The sequence below is a fragment of the Pedobacter sp. ASV28 genome (assembly GCF_016428855.1).
Taxonomy (GTDB): domain Bacteria; phylum Bacteroidota; class Bacteroidia; order Sphingobacteriales; family Sphingobacteriaceae; genus Pedobacter.
This window is the reverse complement of the sequence record NZ_JAELTN010000002.1, coordinates 112,323-128,508: the sequence shown is the minus strand read 5'-3', so window position 1 is coordinate 128,508 and position 16,186 is coordinate 112,323. Positions and strand designations below refer to the sequence as shown.

The 16,186-nt window shown below is 38.5% G+C and carries 14 protein-coding genes; 13 read left to right on the top strand and 1 reads right to left on the bottom strand.

Annotation, left to right across the window (positions count from 1 at the left end; all coding sequences use genetic code 11):
- Positions 1–61: 61 nt before the first annotated feature.
- The 4 genes from JHD79_RS01445 to JHD79_RS01430 all read left to right on the top strand — a co-directional run bounded on the left by JHD79_RS01445 (position 62) and on the right by JHD79_RS01430 (position 4,147).
- A complete protein-coding gene (locus JHD79_RS01445) occupies positions 62–1,432 on the top strand; it encodes a hypothetical protein (protein WP_199117304.1) in 1,371 nt (456 codons plus the stop codon).
- A gap of 132 nt (positions 1,433–1,564) precedes the next feature.
- Positions 1,565–1,969, top strand: coding sequence for a hypothetical protein (locus tag JHD79_RS01440; protein ID WP_199117303.1), 405 nt, complete (start codon positions 1,565–1,567; stop codon positions 1,967–1,969).
- A 102-nt stretch (positions 1,970–2,071) separates the two neighbouring features.
- Positions 2,072–2,860 (top strand): TerC family protein, encoded by a 789-nt coding sequence (locus JHD79_RS01435; RefSeq protein ID WP_199117302.1) that lies wholly within the window; start codon positions 2,072–2,074, stop codon positions 2,858–2,860.
- 231 nt (positions 2,861–3,091) lie between these two features.
- Positions 3,092–4,147 (top strand): nucleoid-associated protein, encoded by a 1,056-nt coding sequence (locus JHD79_RS01430; RefSeq protein WP_199117301.1) that lies wholly within the window; start codon positions 3,092–3,094, stop codon positions 4,145–4,147.
- A gap of 67 nt (positions 4,148–4,214) precedes the next feature.
- On the opposite strand, the gene JHD79_RS01425 is transcribed toward JHD79_RS01430, so the two are convergent.
- Complete coding sequence (locus JHD79_RS01425) at positions 4,215–5,375, bottom strand: hypothetical protein (RefSeq protein WP_199117300.1); 1,161 nt, start codon at positions 5,373–5,375, stop codon at positions 4,215–4,217.
- 382 nt (positions 5,376–5,757) lie between these two features.
- Between JHD79_RS01425 and dctA the strand changes: the two genes are divergently transcribed.
- From dctA to JHD79_RS01380, 9 genes are all read left to right on the top strand, one after another.
- Positions 5,758–6,996: a C4-dicarboxylate transporter DctA gene (gene dctA / locus JHD79_RS01420; RefSeq protein WP_199117299.1), complete on the top strand. Its 1,239-nt coding sequence runs from the start codon at positions 5,758–5,760 to the stop codon at positions 6,994–6,996.
- A 116-nt stretch (positions 6,997–7,112) separates the two neighbouring features.
- Entirely contained in the window at positions 7,113–7,997 is an 885-nt protein-coding gene (locus JHD79_RS01415; protein ID WP_199117298.1) for a S9 family peptidase, read from the top strand.
- Positions 7,998–8,055: 58 nt separating this feature from the next.
- Positions 8,056–9,369: a hypothetical protein gene (locus JHD79_RS01410; RefSeq protein ID WP_199117297.1), complete on the top strand. Its 1,314-nt coding sequence runs from the start codon at positions 8,056–8,058 to the stop codon at positions 9,367–9,369.
- A gap of 226 nt (positions 9,370–9,595) precedes the next feature.
- Positions 9,596–10,867 carry a hypothetical protein gene (locus JHD79_RS01405; protein WP_199117296.1) on the top strand — a complete coding sequence of 424 codons (1,272 nt, stop codon included), beginning with the start codon at positions 9,596–9,598 and terminating at the stop codon, positions 10,865–10,867.
- 52 nt (positions 10,868–10,919) lie between these two features.
- Positions 10,920–11,690 carry a lamin tail domain-containing protein gene (locus JHD79_RS01400; RefSeq protein ID WP_199117295.1) on the top strand — a complete coding sequence of 257 codons (771 nt, stop codon included), beginning with the start codon at positions 10,920–10,922 and terminating at the stop codon, positions 11,688–11,690.
- 69 nt (positions 11,691–11,759) lie between these two features.
- Entirely contained in the window at positions 11,760–13,187 is a 1,428-nt protein-coding gene (locus JHD79_RS01395; protein ID WP_199117294.1) for a T9SS type A sorting domain-containing protein, read from the top strand.
- Between the two features lie 161 nt (positions 13,188–13,348).
- Complete coding sequence (locus JHD79_RS01390) at positions 13,349–13,723, top strand: AraC family transcriptional regulator (protein WP_199117293.1); 375 nt, start codon at positions 13,349–13,351, stop codon at positions 13,721–13,723.
- 91 nt (positions 13,724–13,814) lie between these two features.
- The gene (locus JHD79_RS01385; protein WP_199117292.1) at positions 13,815–14,576 is read left to right on the top strand and encodes an SDR family oxidoreductase; all 762 of its coding nucleotides are present in this window, start codon (positions 13,815–13,817) and stop codon (positions 14,574–14,576) included.
- A 78-nt stretch (positions 14,577–14,654) separates the two neighbouring features.
- Positions 14,655–16,184: an MFS transporter gene (locus JHD79_RS01380; protein ID WP_199117291.1), complete on the top strand. Its 1,530-nt coding sequence runs from the start codon at positions 14,655–14,657 to the stop codon at positions 16,182–16,184.
- Positions 16,185–16,186 lie beyond the last annotated feature (2 nt).

The following is a 16,186-nucleotide window of genomic DNA, read 5'->3' as shown; positions in this document are numbered from 1 at the left end:
AAAATCATCATGGTACCTGCTAGTGCAGTTAGGGCTTCATTGCAATTAAAAAAGTAAAAAAATGAAAAAAATTATCATCATATCGGGTTTATTATTACTTGCGGTGCAAGTTAATTCACAAGGGCTAGGTGGCTTGTCGCCAACGGCACCTGCTCCGCCACCAACACCCAAATCTACTTATGATACCGGGGAAACCATCAACATTACCAGAAGCTATTCCTCAACGACGAATAAAGGACGAACAGTTGTGACGAATATCGAAAGCCAAGCGGTATATAACAATATACAAGATCCATCAGATGAACCGCAACGGTCGAAAACTTTTAGCAGGTCCTTTAACATTGGACGTGACGATAAAATCAATATTTCCAATATTTATGGTAGCATTATCTTTAAAACTTGGGATAAAAATGAAGTAAAAGTTGATGCAGACATTAAGGCTTATGCGAGTACGGACGAAGAGGCTCAAAAATTGATCGATAATGTTTCTATTTCGAGCTCAAAAAATGCTGATGAAGCGATTTTTAAAACTTCGATGCAAGAACCTCAAGGTAATTGGGGCAGTGGGAGCAGAAATGGAAAGAGGTGGCGTAGAGAGGTGAAGGTTTATATGACTGTTTATTTGCCCTCAAATGTTGCGCTTACTGCTTCCCAGCAATATGGAAATATTGAAATGGGCGATTTTTCTGGACCAACCGCACTTAAAGTACAATATGGTAAATTGACCACAGGTAATCTTAACAATGTCAATAATTTTATTTCAGCGCAATATGCTAGCGTAGATATGAAAGACATTAATAAAGCCACCATTAAACAGCAATATGGCAGTGGCCTAAGCATTTCTTCTATTGGAGACTTGTCGCTTAATGCTCAATATGCTGTTGTGAGAATTGGTACCATTAAAAGAAGCGCAAATATTAAGCAGCAATATGGCAGTGGCCTAAGCATTGAATCGGTAGATAATTTAGAACTGAATGCACAGTATGCGTCGGTGAAATTAGGAACCGTGAAAGGTGATGCAAATATCAAAATACAATATGGAAGTGGCTTAAGTATAGAGCAGGTAGGAAACTTAAGCCTTACCTCGCAGTATACCGGGGTAAGAATTGGACGGATCACTGGCATTCTTACGGCAAATGCCCAATATGGCAGCAGGTTGAGCCTAGAAAAAATAGAAGCCTCCAGCAAGATGATTAACATTAATGCTGAATACATTACGGTAATGCTTGATTTTGCACCTAATTATGGAGGTAGTTTAAATGTAGACACACATTACTCTGGCTTTAAATATGGAGAGAATATAAATGCAAAAAAAATGGGCGACGATGATAGGGGAAGCAGCTCTAGCAAAGAATATAGCGGGACAATAGGAAGAGGGGGGCCTTCTAATGTTAAGATTTCCGCAAAATATGGCTCAGTGACCTTTAAATAAATCCGAAAACACCATAAAATGATAAAAGAGCAGTCCTATTTTGGGGCTGCTTTTTTTTGTAAAAAGATTTAGCAGGAATAACAAGACGATTTTGCATATTAGTATTATAAATCCATTAAGGAATTCTAATCGATGAAAAAAACAATCTTGACCATAGCCATAGCACTAGGTGCTTCAGGGGCTTTTGCACAAACTAGTCTAGCTTCTAAAATTAACCAGGCCACACAAACGGCCACAACAGCCAGTACCTATGCCTCTCAGGCTTCGGCGGTGGCCAGCAAGTTAAATAGTGTATTGGCCTTAACGGGAACCCAAAAGCCGCAGGTAGCTACAATTGTAACTGATTATTTAAAAAGTAAAGCGAACATCTCTTCTTTGGCCACCACCAACGCAAGCGATTATACCTCGAAATTGAGTGATTTAAATTCTGGCATGTTTTCAAAATTGAAAACAGCGTTAACCGCAGTGCAATATGCGAAGTTGTTAGGGTTGAAAACTTCAAAAACAACCGATGTGCTGTCGGCATTGTTTATATAGGTAAAAAATAATTAGGATAGAAAAAGGGAAGCTAGAGTTTCCCTTTTTTGATTAAAATACAGTTTATTCTTTATCTTCGTTTCCATTATAACTGATCAATTTATGGAATTTTTAAGTAGCCCGGAAGTCTGGGTATCACTCTTAACCCTAACCGTTTTGGAAATCGTACTAGGGATAGACAATATTGTGTTCATCTCTATTTTGTCGGGTAAGCTGCCAGCGCACCAGCAGAAAAAAGCAAGGCAATTGGGCTTGGCCTTGGCTATGATTACGCGGGTCTTGTTATTGCTCTCGCTAAGTTGGATCATGACCTTAACTGCACCTTTGTTTAATATTGGAGATTGGATTGGCATTACCAACCAGGAATGGCTAGATAAATTGGCCATATCTGGCAGGGACCTTATTCTAATTATAGGGGGATTGTTTCTTATTTACAAGAGCACACATGAAATACATAATAAATTAGAAGGAGAAGTAGAGGGTGAAGGAAAGGCCAAAGTGCATTCTTTTGCAGGAACCATTGTACAGATTTTGATTTTAGATATCGTTTTTTCGCTGGATTCTGTAATTACGGCAGTGGGTATGGCAGATCATATAGAGGTTATGATCGCTGCTGTGGTCATTGCGGTAATTATCATGATGCTGTCTGCAGGAGCGATAAGTAGTTTTGTGAATAAGCACCCAACCGTAAAAATGCTTGCGCTTTCATTCCTGTTGTTAATTGGGGTTTCGTTACTTGCCGAAGGCTTAGACCAGCACATACCAAAAGGCTATGTTTATTTTGCCATGGCATTTTCGGTATTGGTAGAAATGCTGAACCTTAAAATGAAGAAGAAAAATAGTAAGCCAATTAAGCTTCGCAATACGCCGATAGAGGAAGAAAGTAAATAAAATTTTGAGGAGGGCTTTGGAAACGATAGCCCTTCTTTTCAATTCAATCTGCTGTCGCGGAGTATATTTGTCATTCGGATGAATCTATACGCGCAGAAAACCTTATGGATCCATCACTGGCTTTTTGAGCAGAATAATGTCGCCACTTTCATATAGAGTATACGCTCATTCGGTAAATTTTCTTTCCGTCATTGCGCTAAACTTCGTTTCTTTGCTGCTCAATTAAATTCTATGGTATCTTTTTTCGAGTCTAATTTGGCCGAGCTTTCGGTGCATCGCGTTGGTAACAAAGCAAATGAAGAATATTATGTGCTTTCAGACAAATCTATGCACATCCAAGACGAAATGCTTAACCAATTGTTAAAGCAATATTTTCTTTCTCCTTTTCAAAAAGTAAATGAAGTATACCGCTTTACACACCCGAACAATGATTTGGCATTGAACGAGATTTATCACTTCATATCGCAAGTATTTGCAGATGGAAGCTTGTTTCATGAGCATACTAAAGAAATTGCCAAGTACCTGTTTGAGGTGGCCAACCATCCAAAAATCAAATCAGGAGAATTGTATGTAGGCTACTTCGAAAATGTACAAATTGAGGGCGATTTGCATGATGCCATTGGTATTTTCCGGTCGGAGAACAAGGAAAGCTACATTAAGGTTTACCCAGAACAAAGTGGTTTTGGCATTAGTTACGAGCAAGAAGGAATCAACATTAATAAGCTAGATAAAGGTTGCTTAATCTTCAATACAGATGCAACAGAGGGCTATAAAGTTGTGGTCATTGATCAAACCAACCGCAGTTCGGAAGCGGTATATTGGAAAGACGAGTTCTTAAAACTAAAGGTTCGGAACGATAACTATAACCAAACTCAAAATGTAATGGATGTATACAAAAACTTCGTTACCGAAAAATTAGACCAAGAGTTTGATGTTGAAAAAACAGATAAAATCGATTTGCTTAACCGCTCCATGAAGTATTTTAAGGAAAAAGAAACCTTTGACATGGACGAATTTGCCAGTGAGGTAATTGCCAATCAAGAGGGAATAGATCTTTTTAAAAGCTACAAGCAGTCTTATGAGGAAGAGTTTGACACACAAATTGCCAACAGTTTTGATATTTCCAACGCAGCCGTAAAGAAACAAGCCAAAGACTTCAAAACCATTTTAAAGCTAGATAAGAATTTTCATGTTTATATCCATGGAAACAAAGACCTTATAGAAAAAGACTACGATGCCGAAAAAGGAATGAATTGCTATAAGCTTTATTTTAAGGAAGAGCAATAGCTTAAATGCATGCGACAGGGTAATGCCATGGTGAGACTTAACATCGCATCTGCTAATTATTGTTGGTTTATTTGGATCTTAAAATGGTAACGCTATCAGGAACTCGTAGTAAAATGCTGTTTTCATCAACTAAATTTTTCAGGGAATTGTCGCTTATGGAATCAAGAAGCTCATTTCTGAGGTAAAAAGATTTCTTTTCCTTACCATTTGACCAAAGTAAGATTTTACAATTACACGCGTGGTTATCAACGGTGTTTATTACTTCTTTTATTTCGCCCCCTTTTCCCTGTTTAATATAAACCTCTCTTATCCCAATAATGTCATTGTTTGTGCCGGCATCAAAATTCCAAGAGGCAGAAATTACCATGATTTTATTTTTGTTCTCTATTAAACGCATTAAGGAAAGGCGTGGAGATTCGATTTTGTTCTCAATGTTTTTAAGATAAGAATGAATAGATATGACATCTGGGCTTTCATATTGCATGTACCCATAATGGTCAAAGCCAGCACCGTACCTATTAAACAGAAAATAACCATCTTTATATTTAATATTTATAATATTTCTTACAAATTTATGGAAACGGTTCCCATCAGATTTTCGTGCCTGGGGAGAACCTATATAAACCATCCAAACCCCTTCCAGGCTATCAATTTCGGCTTGTGTAGGTTGGTATGGCGTAATCACTAGATCATGCTTTAGTGAGGATATTTTATTGGCCATATCTATCCATTTGAAGATGGCATAACCTAATAATAGCAATAGGATAAGGATTGCATATAAGAAACTTTTTCTATTAGCGAATAATTTTTTTGAACGGCTAGGTTGCTCATCAGATTCGTCAGCAAGTAAATTGGGGTCTAATATGTTTTCTTCAAACCTGTTTCTTCCAACACCATATAGATAAATGTAACAGGCATCAACAAGAAAAGAACGTGGTTTTGCCACCAATCCATTAAAAGCATCCTTAATCTGGCCACCGGTTACATCATATTTCAAATAAGGGTATTCGGTTTTCGAAGCGCTTCGGTCTTCGGGGTAATGGCTATGGCCCAATTCTGCTGAGGTATAAGGTAGCTCATTGCTAATAGCACTTAACATCCTGGCAATGTCTTCGTAATTCCTACGATTGGTGTTTAAGTTTAACTTATTACCCGTTTCTAATTCGTATTTCTTAAAAACTTGTCGCAGTAGATATTCAATTTCATCCTTTCCAGATTTTAATGCCATAAAGTGATATTTCCCTCCTTAAATAATTCAACACGTTCTCACATTTATACGTGCCCGAGCTTTATATTTGATTATGTGACCTTAAATATATCAATAAATAAGCTAAAATTTTCATCATAAGCTAAGCGATATAGGTCAAGAAAAACTATAATAGGTATTTGATTTTCAACATTATAAATGTTTTTCCGAAATTTTTAGGCTATTTTCCGAAATAAAAAATAAATTTTCTAAAACAAACTGGCTGCTTCAATTGAGCATTTAGCACCCTAACTTTAGGTATAAGCCAGTTACAATTAAATGGTAGGCGAAAGCATTAAACGGTATAACTATTTGCCGTTTATCTGGTAAACCAAATATTAATCTTACTTAATTAAGACACCCATTGAAGTATCTTAGAATCTTGTATGTACAGGTCCTGATCGCTATTGTATTAGGAATAATTGTTGGCCACTTTTTTTCTGGTTTTTCTGCAACGGCCAAGCTAATGGCCGATATGTTCATTAATATGATCAAGATGATTATCGCTCCGGTGATTTTCGTCAGTATTGTTCTGGGTATTGCCGGCGCGGGCGATTTAAAAAAAGTTGGGCGTGTAGGGATAAAAGGCCTAATCTATTTTGAGCTGGTTACTACGGGTGCCATTGTAATAGGGTTGATAACTGGTAACCTGATTAAGCCAGGAAGTGGGGTAAAACATACAGCAGCTCATACAGACACCGCCTTAAATACTGCTGCTTCTGCAGGAATTGATTGGCGGGAATTTATCAAACATATCGTGCCCGAAAATGTCATTGGGGCTTTCGCAAAAGGTGATATTATACAAGTGCTCTTCTTTGGAATTTTATTTGCGGTGGCACTGGCCAAAATGGGCGAAAAAGGCTCGTCGGTAATTGCAGGTTTCGAAAAGATCAACAAAATCCTGTTCAATATCCTGCACATGGTCATCAAGCTGTCTCCAATTGGTGCTTTCGGCGGTATGGCCTATACCATAGGTAAGTATGGCTTTTCTACCTTATTTGTATTAGGGAAGCTGTTGGTTACCTTCTATATTACAGGATTGGCCTTTATTTTTATCGTACTTTATCTAATCTTAAAATTCAATGGTTTTAGCCTGTGGAAACTGTTAGGCTATATCAAAGCAGAACTCCTTATTGTACTTGGCTCTAGCAGTAGCGAGGCCGTTTTACCAAACATCATGGAAAAACTGGAAAAAGCAGGGTGCAGCCGCAACGTGGTAAATTTAATTATCCCCGCAGGGTATAGCTTTAATCTGGATGGTACCAGTATTTATTTAAGCCTTGCCATCATATTTCTGGCTCAGGTATTTCATGTTGATTTAACACTGGGACAAGAGCTCACCGTAATCGGTATTTTGCTATTGACCAGTAAAGGGGCCGCAGGTGTAACGGGAAGCGGGTTTTTGGTCCTAACATCTACCTTAACCATATTAAATATCATTCCTCTCGAGGGCATGGCCTTACTGGTAGGTGTAGACCGTTTTATGAGCGAAGGTAGGGCCCTGATCAATGTAATAGGTAATACAGTGGCTGCGGTAGTTGTTTCAAAAAGCGAGAAAGAAATCGATGTGGAACAGTATAAGCTAATGGTTGAAAATAAATAGAACGAGTAATAAAATGCAGTAATAAGCCAACCTGTTTTTAAAATTTATAAGAACTTTATATCTGCTCTACCATGGGTATGGGCAAATATTTATTAACCAATAAAATATATAATGTTATGAAATATATCTTTTGTCTTCTGGTATTGCTCTTCTCTGAAGCTAAATTTTCAAATGCTCAAATCAACAATAATAGTGTTGGCAAGCAGGTGTTTTATTTTGACAACAAGGGTAAGCTTAAAAGCCCGATAAAGGTTTTTTACTACAGTCCTAAGGCTAATGCGCCCGATATGCCTATTGTAGTAATGTTACATGGGGCTAATAGGGATGCGTCTGCCTATACAGATAACTTGATTAATGCCGCTACGGTATTTGGTTGTAAAATTATTGCGCCAGAATTTGATCAGGAAGATTACCGTGGTGCAGAGGCTTACAACTTGGGAAATGTCTATGACAAGAACAAAAAAAACTTTAACGCTCCAGAAAAATGGAGCTTCTCTTTGATCGAACCACTTTTTGATTACGTGGTAGCGCAAACCAAAAGTACCAACACCGCTTATTATTTATATGGACACTCGGCAGGCGCACAATTTGTACATCGTTTTATGATGTTCGTAAATAAACCCAGGGTAATTAAAGTGGCTATTGCAAATGCTGGTTGGTACACACTTCCAGATCAAAATATAGATTTTCCTTACGGGATAAAAAATACACCAGTGGATAATAGCCTTCTTTCCAATTTTTTCGCGACCAAGGTATTTGTATTGGCAGGAATGGCAGACACCAAAACAGACGATAACACTTATAATACGAGTAAAGACGCAGAAGCCCAAGGTCATACCCGTTTTGAGCGTGGGCAATACTATTTTAAAACGGCCAAAGCCAAGGCTGATGAAATGAAACTGCCATTTAACTGGACAGAAATTTATGTGCCAAATGTGGGTCACGATAATGGGAACATGGGAAAATTTGCATTCGCTAATTTCTTTATGGATATCCAATAATAAAAACTTAATAATGAACCGAGCAAAAATTATAAAGGTAATATGTACATGTTTCTGCATGTGTATGTTTCAATATGCCTTAGCACAAGAAGATGAGCGTTATCAAAGAGATACCACCTATACACCTAATGAGTCTTCAGAGAATGTGCATATTTTAAGGATAAAGAAAGGGTACCTGTTAGGCGATGGCATTACATTTATTTCTGGAAAAGGAAATTTCAACCTTAGCCCTTCGCTACAAACACTTTATCTGGTCAATTCAATCAATAAAAACTTATCGGCGCCAAACTCCACGTTTGCGATAAATAGAGCTAGGCTAAATGTGTTTTCAAACTTGTTCGAAAACAAAATAAGTTTATCTGCAAGGTTGAATTTTGCGACTAACTATGCAAGTACAACTACGGGAAATCGGTCTTTTAATACCGTGCTGCAAGAGGCTAATATAGAATATAGACCTAATCGGACACACAGTTTTAATTTCGGTTTAAGGGCCGATTATGTAGATGGGAGGGAAACCAGAATAGAGGGGGAAAGTATTGGTTTTATTGATAGAAGTTTAGTATCCGATGCATTTGATGCCATCTTTGATTTTGGCGTGAGGTATAAAGGAAATTATAGGTTGGGAGGAACCAACCTGATAAAATCATATTTATCTGTTACCACCGGAGACAGTAGAAGTGCCTTACAAAAAAACTTTGGTGGCTTTAAATATGGCATCCGCCTAGATTATCTGCCATTCGATAAATTTTCACGTGCGGGCGAATTTTATATGGATGATTTGTATAGGGAAGAGAAACCAAAGCTGGTTATTGGGTTGGTATACAGTTATAATGATGGAGCCACATCTGCTAAAGGAACCAATGGTGGCCGTTGGTTATATGGTGATGCCGACCGTAATGTATTGTTGCCAAGCTATACAAAATTTGGAACAGATTATTTGTTCAAGTATAACGGTTGGTATTCTATGGGAAGCTTTGTGGCTACAAGAGCGACCGTTCCGAACAATATTGCTGGTGAGTTTAGGTTGGATGGATCGTTTATCACCTATCCTGCCGCGCAAACAGCAGAACAAACAAAAGATAAGGTGCTATCAAGGTTAAACCTAGGTAGAGGTTTTAATGTACAAGCGGGTTACCTATTCCCTTCTAATTGGGCTATGGGCGCAAGATATTCTACTTTAAAAGAGAACAATATTACGGCGGCCTTTGCCGACTACGATAGGAGCTACACTTTCGTTACCACCAAATATCTATCGGGAAACAGCTTGAAAATACAGTTTGAACTTGGTTATAACCAATTAAGGGAAGCCCTAAAAACAAGCACTCAAAATGGCACTTATTATAGTCAGGTGCAATTTACCATTCAGTTATAATGCTAAAAAATAATTACAAATGAAACCGAGTTTACAAGGTCATTAACTAAGCGAATCGTTCTTGAGATCCATTGAGAGAATAGATACAAATTGAAAAACGCAGTTAAAACCGGTAAACACACCATAATAAATTTAAACAGATGAAACCGCTATGATTTTCAAAATCACACAGTAGAATAATTAAATCATGGCAGCTTCATCACAAACGAAAACAAATTTTATACGGATGAAAAAAATACTATTCCTCTTTTGCTTTGCATTGTTATTCATAAATAATGCTGCGATGGCCCAACTTGCACAAGCGGACTCTACGTTTGTGTACATTAATGGCGAAGGTACTTTTATAAAGTTAGGCAAGGGCGAAGGCACTGTAATCAATTTATTGACTACAGTTCAACCGGGAGTTCAGTTCGGCCGTCTCGATTCCTTGTCAAAAAAGACCAATAACAGCAGAATGAGCTTAAATTTAGTGAGGCTGTCTTTAATGGCCACTAATGCCAGAAATAAAGTTTCGGTAGGTTTGGTTACCGATTTTACAGGAACATCGCCCATACTTGAAGGTTGGATTGGTTATGACATTAGCAAAAGAGCTAAATTGATTCTCGGGCAGAAACAGAGCCATACCAATAACCGCTTGGCTATGGCCGATGAACGCTATGCCCAAACCATGGGACAGACCATTGCAGGAAAATCTAATGATGGTACTTTATATGGAGGACTAATGCAAAACTTTGTAGGCGCTACCCGCGAAGGAGGATTGTTTTTAGAAACCAACTTCAACATCAATAAGATGAGGATTTATCCTTCCGTATCTTTAACTACGGGAGAAGGACAGAACTTTTTCTCCTCACAGCCTACCAGCTCTGGTTTTAAATATGGCGGCAGGCTAGATATTATGCCTTTGGGCGATTTTATCAAAAACAATGCTTTTATTGCCCACGATATTTATAGGGAGCCCAAACCAAAACTGGCCATTGGCGTAGCGGCCAGCCTCAACCAAAAGGCAAGCAGCCCAATAGGTAGCGAAAGTGCATTGATATCGGGCATATACAATGCATCAGGCAAGGCCGATTTAGCTGATTATAGAAAAATAGTGGTTGATTTTGCTTTTAAAAACCGTGGTTTTGCTTTAATAGGCGAGTATATTAAAAATACGGTTTCCGGTAAAGATTTGTTTACCAATGCAGGGGCAACGAACAAACTAACGGCAGAAGTGGCCAGTACGTTTTATAACCTGGGAAGTGCAGTTAATATACAATCGTCTTATGTTTTTAAAACAGGGTGGGCCATTGATGGCAGATATGCCATTGTAAAGCCAGAGTTTGATATCGCTGGCTCAAAAGTAAGCGACCAAAAATGGGCAACATTTGGCATTAATAAATATATTAAAAATAATGCTTTAAGAGTAGGTATCAACACCAATTATATCGAAAGCACTTCGCCAACAGTTAGTACAAAAAAATGGATAAATAATTTCGCGGTTCAAATCCTTTTATAATTCCTTAAAAGAAAGAAACGTCATTTTACTATTTAGATAAAAAATTAAAAACATGAAAACCTATTTTCCAATCATACTTTTCATTATGGCAATTGTTTGCAGTTGCTCTTCTGAAATTGAATTTACCCCTGTTCCACCAACCCCATCTACGGCTAATAGCGATTTGTTGATTTCGGAAATTTCAACGGCCATTAATACCGATGCAGCAGCAGGTGGAACCAGGCCACATTATGTAGAACTCTATAATGGTACCGAAGCCAATATAGATTTAAGTAATTATGCCATCGGTTATTTTGCGGTTACGGATGTGGGCACGCTATCAAATTGGAGCTTCCCAACGGGTAATTTCTTGGTATTAACAAATACTTTGGCAGTTGGGAAATGCTATGTTATTGCTTCTCCCCAAGCTGATGCTACAGTTATAAAAAGTGATATTACTTGGGGAACGACTAGTGCTACAAACGCTAATGCAAGTATACCATTACAATTAAGCGGGAATAGTGCTATTGCACTGCTTAGAAAAGATGCTACGGGAACTTATACCTTAAGTGGTAACGCCTATAAAATAATTGATGTATTTGGCAGCCCTCTAATTGCTAGGGTAACTACTACTGGTGCTTCCAGTGCCCGGAACAATATCATGTGGACCATTGCAGGAGAAGTAGGCGATACCCGAAACAGAACCTTTTTTAGAAAGGCAAGCGTTCACAATCCAACTACAGATTGGGGCAAATCAAAAGGTACGACCGCTATTGATAGTGAGTGGGGAATTTCTGGCGATAGGGCTTGGGATTACAGTAACTTGGGCTTGCCGACAAAATAATTTAAGACGTCATTTCGAGGTACGAAGCCATGACGAAAAATCCTATTAACCAACCCAAAACGAATTGAGATGAAAAAATTGTTGACCACTTTATCACTACTGGTTTTTACGGTAATTTGCGTTGCCCAAACTACTTGGACATTAGATTTCGGTACAAATACGGGAACTTTTGTCATTGCGGCCAATGGAGCAATAGAATCTACCGTTTCCCAAAGTCCCAATTTGGATATACCAAGTCCCAGCCCTTCATCAATCCCGGCGCAGGTGGTGAGGTTTAGGATGAGTTCACCTAGCTCGGGCAAATTTGAATTAGCAAATACGGGAGCGACCATTGGGTCGGCTGCTCGTTTGAAAATCACTGCGCCCACATCAACCTCAAGTAATAAATTTTCCGTTTATAATATTCCTTCCACATCTAAGGTAATGAGCTTGAGCTATAAGATAAGGTTTGATGCGGGAACCAATGGCGAACAAATATTTTCGATAGGGAATAATGATGGCGGAGCCTTTTATAGCAATGGAAGCGGTATGGTTGATGGGGGATTTGCCTCCATGCAATGGAACTTAGGGGCAACGAAACATAGCTTTAGTTTCTTTTTAAATACGACCTCAAATAATTCTACAACATCAATAAGTGAGGCATTAAATCCAGTAATAGCCGGTTTTACTCCAAATAGCGAACATACCATTGAAGTGTATGGTAATAATACCACATTGGCAAAGATTTATTCAAAAAATTCGGCCAACTGTCATATCGGGGCTGGTAAATGGCAGGTCTGGGTTGATGGTACCCAACTGTTTTCTGCTACAGGTGTTACAGATTTTGGAGCTGGTGTACTGGGGGCTTCATTAAACCTAAATGCATTTGCTTTTAACTCCAAATCTTCAACCACTAATGCGGTTACTTTTTTAGATGATTTTGTCTACTCAGATTTTCTACCGGAAGCGGTTATGCCAATCTCACTTGCTTCGTTTGTTGCCCAGAAACAAGCTGCCTCGGTGCTTTTGAAATGGAATACGGCATCAGAGCTGAACAATGCCTATTTTGAAGTTCAAAGATCAACAGATGGGATCCAATTCAAAAATATAGCCAAAATAAATGGTGCAGGGAATAGCGAACACCTGTTACATTATTATTTTACGGATGATAATCCGGTGAATGGTTTAAACTATTATCGCTTAAACCAGATAGATTTTGATGGAAAAGCCACATTAACCGATCCTGTTTCCGTAAATATGGGTTTAGGCAATTTAGCGATGGAAATATACTCAGCACCTAATTCATCCAATATAAACATTGGTATTACCGCAGACCATACCTCTGAGGCACAATTGACCATTTATAACATAAGCGGAAAAAAAGTTTTAGAACAAGCGGTTTCCCTAAATAAGGGGGCCAATCATTTATCCCTAAATATGTCAGATTCAAATCAAGGTATTTTTATCGCTACATTACATATTAGAAATCAACTGTTGAAGAAGAAATTCTTGAAATAAGCAGTTAAATCCCTTTTGTTGAAGAGAAGTATCTCTAAGAGGTATACCCTTTAGGTAGTCTGCTGAAAGAGAAACTGTGATAAGACTTAATTTATTAAAGGGCTATAAATTATGACATTACCTAAATGGTATCATAACTATAGTATTGCTAAATTAGCTTAATGGCAATCCCTAAAAAACTATTATCCCGTAAGGACGAGATTACTCAAGACTTTTTCAACTTGTTGGATCAACATGTTGAAGATATTTTAACTGGAAAAATAGATAGGATGTACCATATCAAAGATTTTGCAGCATTGTTGTTTATTCACCCCACCCACTTTAGCAATACCATAAAACTAAGCACAGGTTATTCTCCTTGTCATTTTGCAGAGCAACGCATATTGCAAGAAGCCCGAAAAATGTTGGTAAATACGCAAAAACCAATTCATGAAATCAGCTATCGGCTTACTTTTAACGAACCGACCAATTTTACTAAATTTTTTAAATCTTTTGAGGGCATTACCCCAAAACAATATCGTAAACAATTGAGTTAAGTATTTTTTAGCCCTCATAGAATCTTAAACTGTCACCATTTTTATGGTGGTATAAGTGGTGATATTTGTATATAATCTTAAAGCAAAAAACATGAAAACTCAAAAAATAGCATTAGTAACTGGCGCCAGCCGTGGTTTGGGAAGAAACATGGCCTTAGCACTCGCCCAAAAGGGGAACGATGTCATTATTACCTACAATAGCAAAAAAGAAGAGGCAGAAGAAGTAGTGGCTGCCATCGAGGCTTTGGGACAAAAAGGAGCCGCATTACAATTGGACGTATCGAAGATCAAAACTTTCGATGATTTCGTTGGCCAGCTAAATACTTTGTTAAATGACAAATGGCAACGCCAGAATTTTGATTTTTTGGTAAACAATGCAGGTATTGGAATTAATACACCCTTTACAGAAACTACAGAAGAGCAGTTTGATCTTTTAACCAATATCCACTTTAAGGGAGTGTACTTTCTTATCCAAAAAACGTTAGCGATTTTAGCTAATGGAGGAAGGATAATTAATGTTTCTACAGGTTTAACCCGTTTTTCAATGCCAGGCTATAGCGCTTATGCTGCGCTGAAAGGTGCTATAGAAGTGCTCACCAAATATTTGGCAAAAGAACTGGGTGCAAGGCAGATTGCGGTGAATGCCATTGCACCGGGAGCCATAGAAACCGACTTTGGCGGTGGAGTCGTTAGGGATAATGACCAGGTAAATTCTATTATTGCCTCTAATACTGCACTTGGCAGAGCAGGCTTACCTGACGATATTGGCGGAGTGGTTGCATTTTTATGTTCGGAAGAAGGTCGCTGGATAAATGCGCAAAGGCTTGAAGTATCTGGAGGGATGTTTATATAGTATCTTAGCCTATTTTTCGTAAAATGTTGTTTTTTAGGGTTTAATCAACTAGTTTTAGTATTTGAACCAAAACCTAATATGAACCCAGAAACTAAATCAAACAACATTTTTAAAGTAATTGGAGCGTCCTCTTTGGGGACGCTTATAGAATGGTACGACTTCTACATCTTTGGTAGTTTAGCTACCATTATCGGATCTCAACTTTTCCCTGCCGATGCAGGTGCTTCTGCACTAATCAATACCTTAGCCATTTTTGCCGCAGGTTTTATTGTTAGACCTTTTGGGGCATTGGTATTTGGACGCTTAGGCGATTTAATTGGGCGTAAATATACGTTCTTGCTTACCTTAGTACTCATGGGAGGATCGACTTTCCTTATCGGACTAATCCCGTCTTATTCGAGCATTGGCTATGCCGCCCCAATATTGGTCTTAATTTTAAGATTGATACAGGGTTTGGCCCTTGGTGGTGAGTACGGTGGCGCGGCAACCTATGTAGCGGAGCATGCTCCAAAAGGTAAAAGAGGCTTTTTTACCAGTTGGATCCAAACTACTGCCACTTTAGGGTTATTTCTCTCTTTAGGGGTTATTGTATTGACCAAAAATATGATTGGCGCAGCAGAATTTGCAGATTGGGGCTGGAGAGTACCTTTCTTACTATCTATCGTACTGATTTTGGTATCGGTGTACATTCGTATGAAGATGCACGAATCGCCAATGTTTAGTAAACTAAAAAGTGAAGGCAATATTTCTAAAAATCCTTTGAAAGAAAGCTTTAGTAAAAAGGCCAATTTCAAAATGGTATTACTGGCACTTTTTGGTGCGACCATGGGGCAAGGTGTGGTTTGGTACACCGGTCAGTTCTACGCACAATCATTTATTGAAAACACTTGTCATGTAGACTTTAACGACTCTAGGTATATGTTACTTTGGGGAATTGCTTTTGCCACGCCGTTTTTTGTGGTATTTGGCGCTTGGAGCGATAAGGTTGGCCGCAAGTGGATCATGTTAACAGGCATGTTGCTGGGCATCATCTTTTATCGCCCTATTTATCAGGAATTCTTGGATAGAACGGATATGAGTAAGGTAGCGCAAAGCGATATCAAAGAAATAGCGCTTCCAGTGATGACCAAAACACAGCTTCACGAAAATGGAGACAGTTTACTGACCACTACCACAAAAATAAATTTGTTAACAGGAGCCTCCTTTAATAAGGTAAGCGTAGACACGGTATACGCCGCAGTAGGAAAGTCCATTGGACATTCAGCGGTGCTCTATAAGGATAAAAAACTGGCAAGTAACGATTTTTGGGTTTTTGTAGGATTGATTTTCTTTCAGGTACTGCTGGTTACCATGGTGTATGGACCAATAGCTGCATTTTTAGTGGAACTTTTTCCAACTAAAATACGCTACACTTCTATGTCGCTACCTTACCATATTGGCAATGGTGTGTTTGGTGGCCTGGTTCCTTTTGTGGCTACCCTTATTGCCAGCTTTAAAGGTTCTACCCCACTATCTGGATTATGGTACCCTATAGGGATCGCCGCCCTGTGTTTTGTAATAGGCACGGTTTATTTATCCAACAAAAGAGACGAAAACGTAAACGATTAATA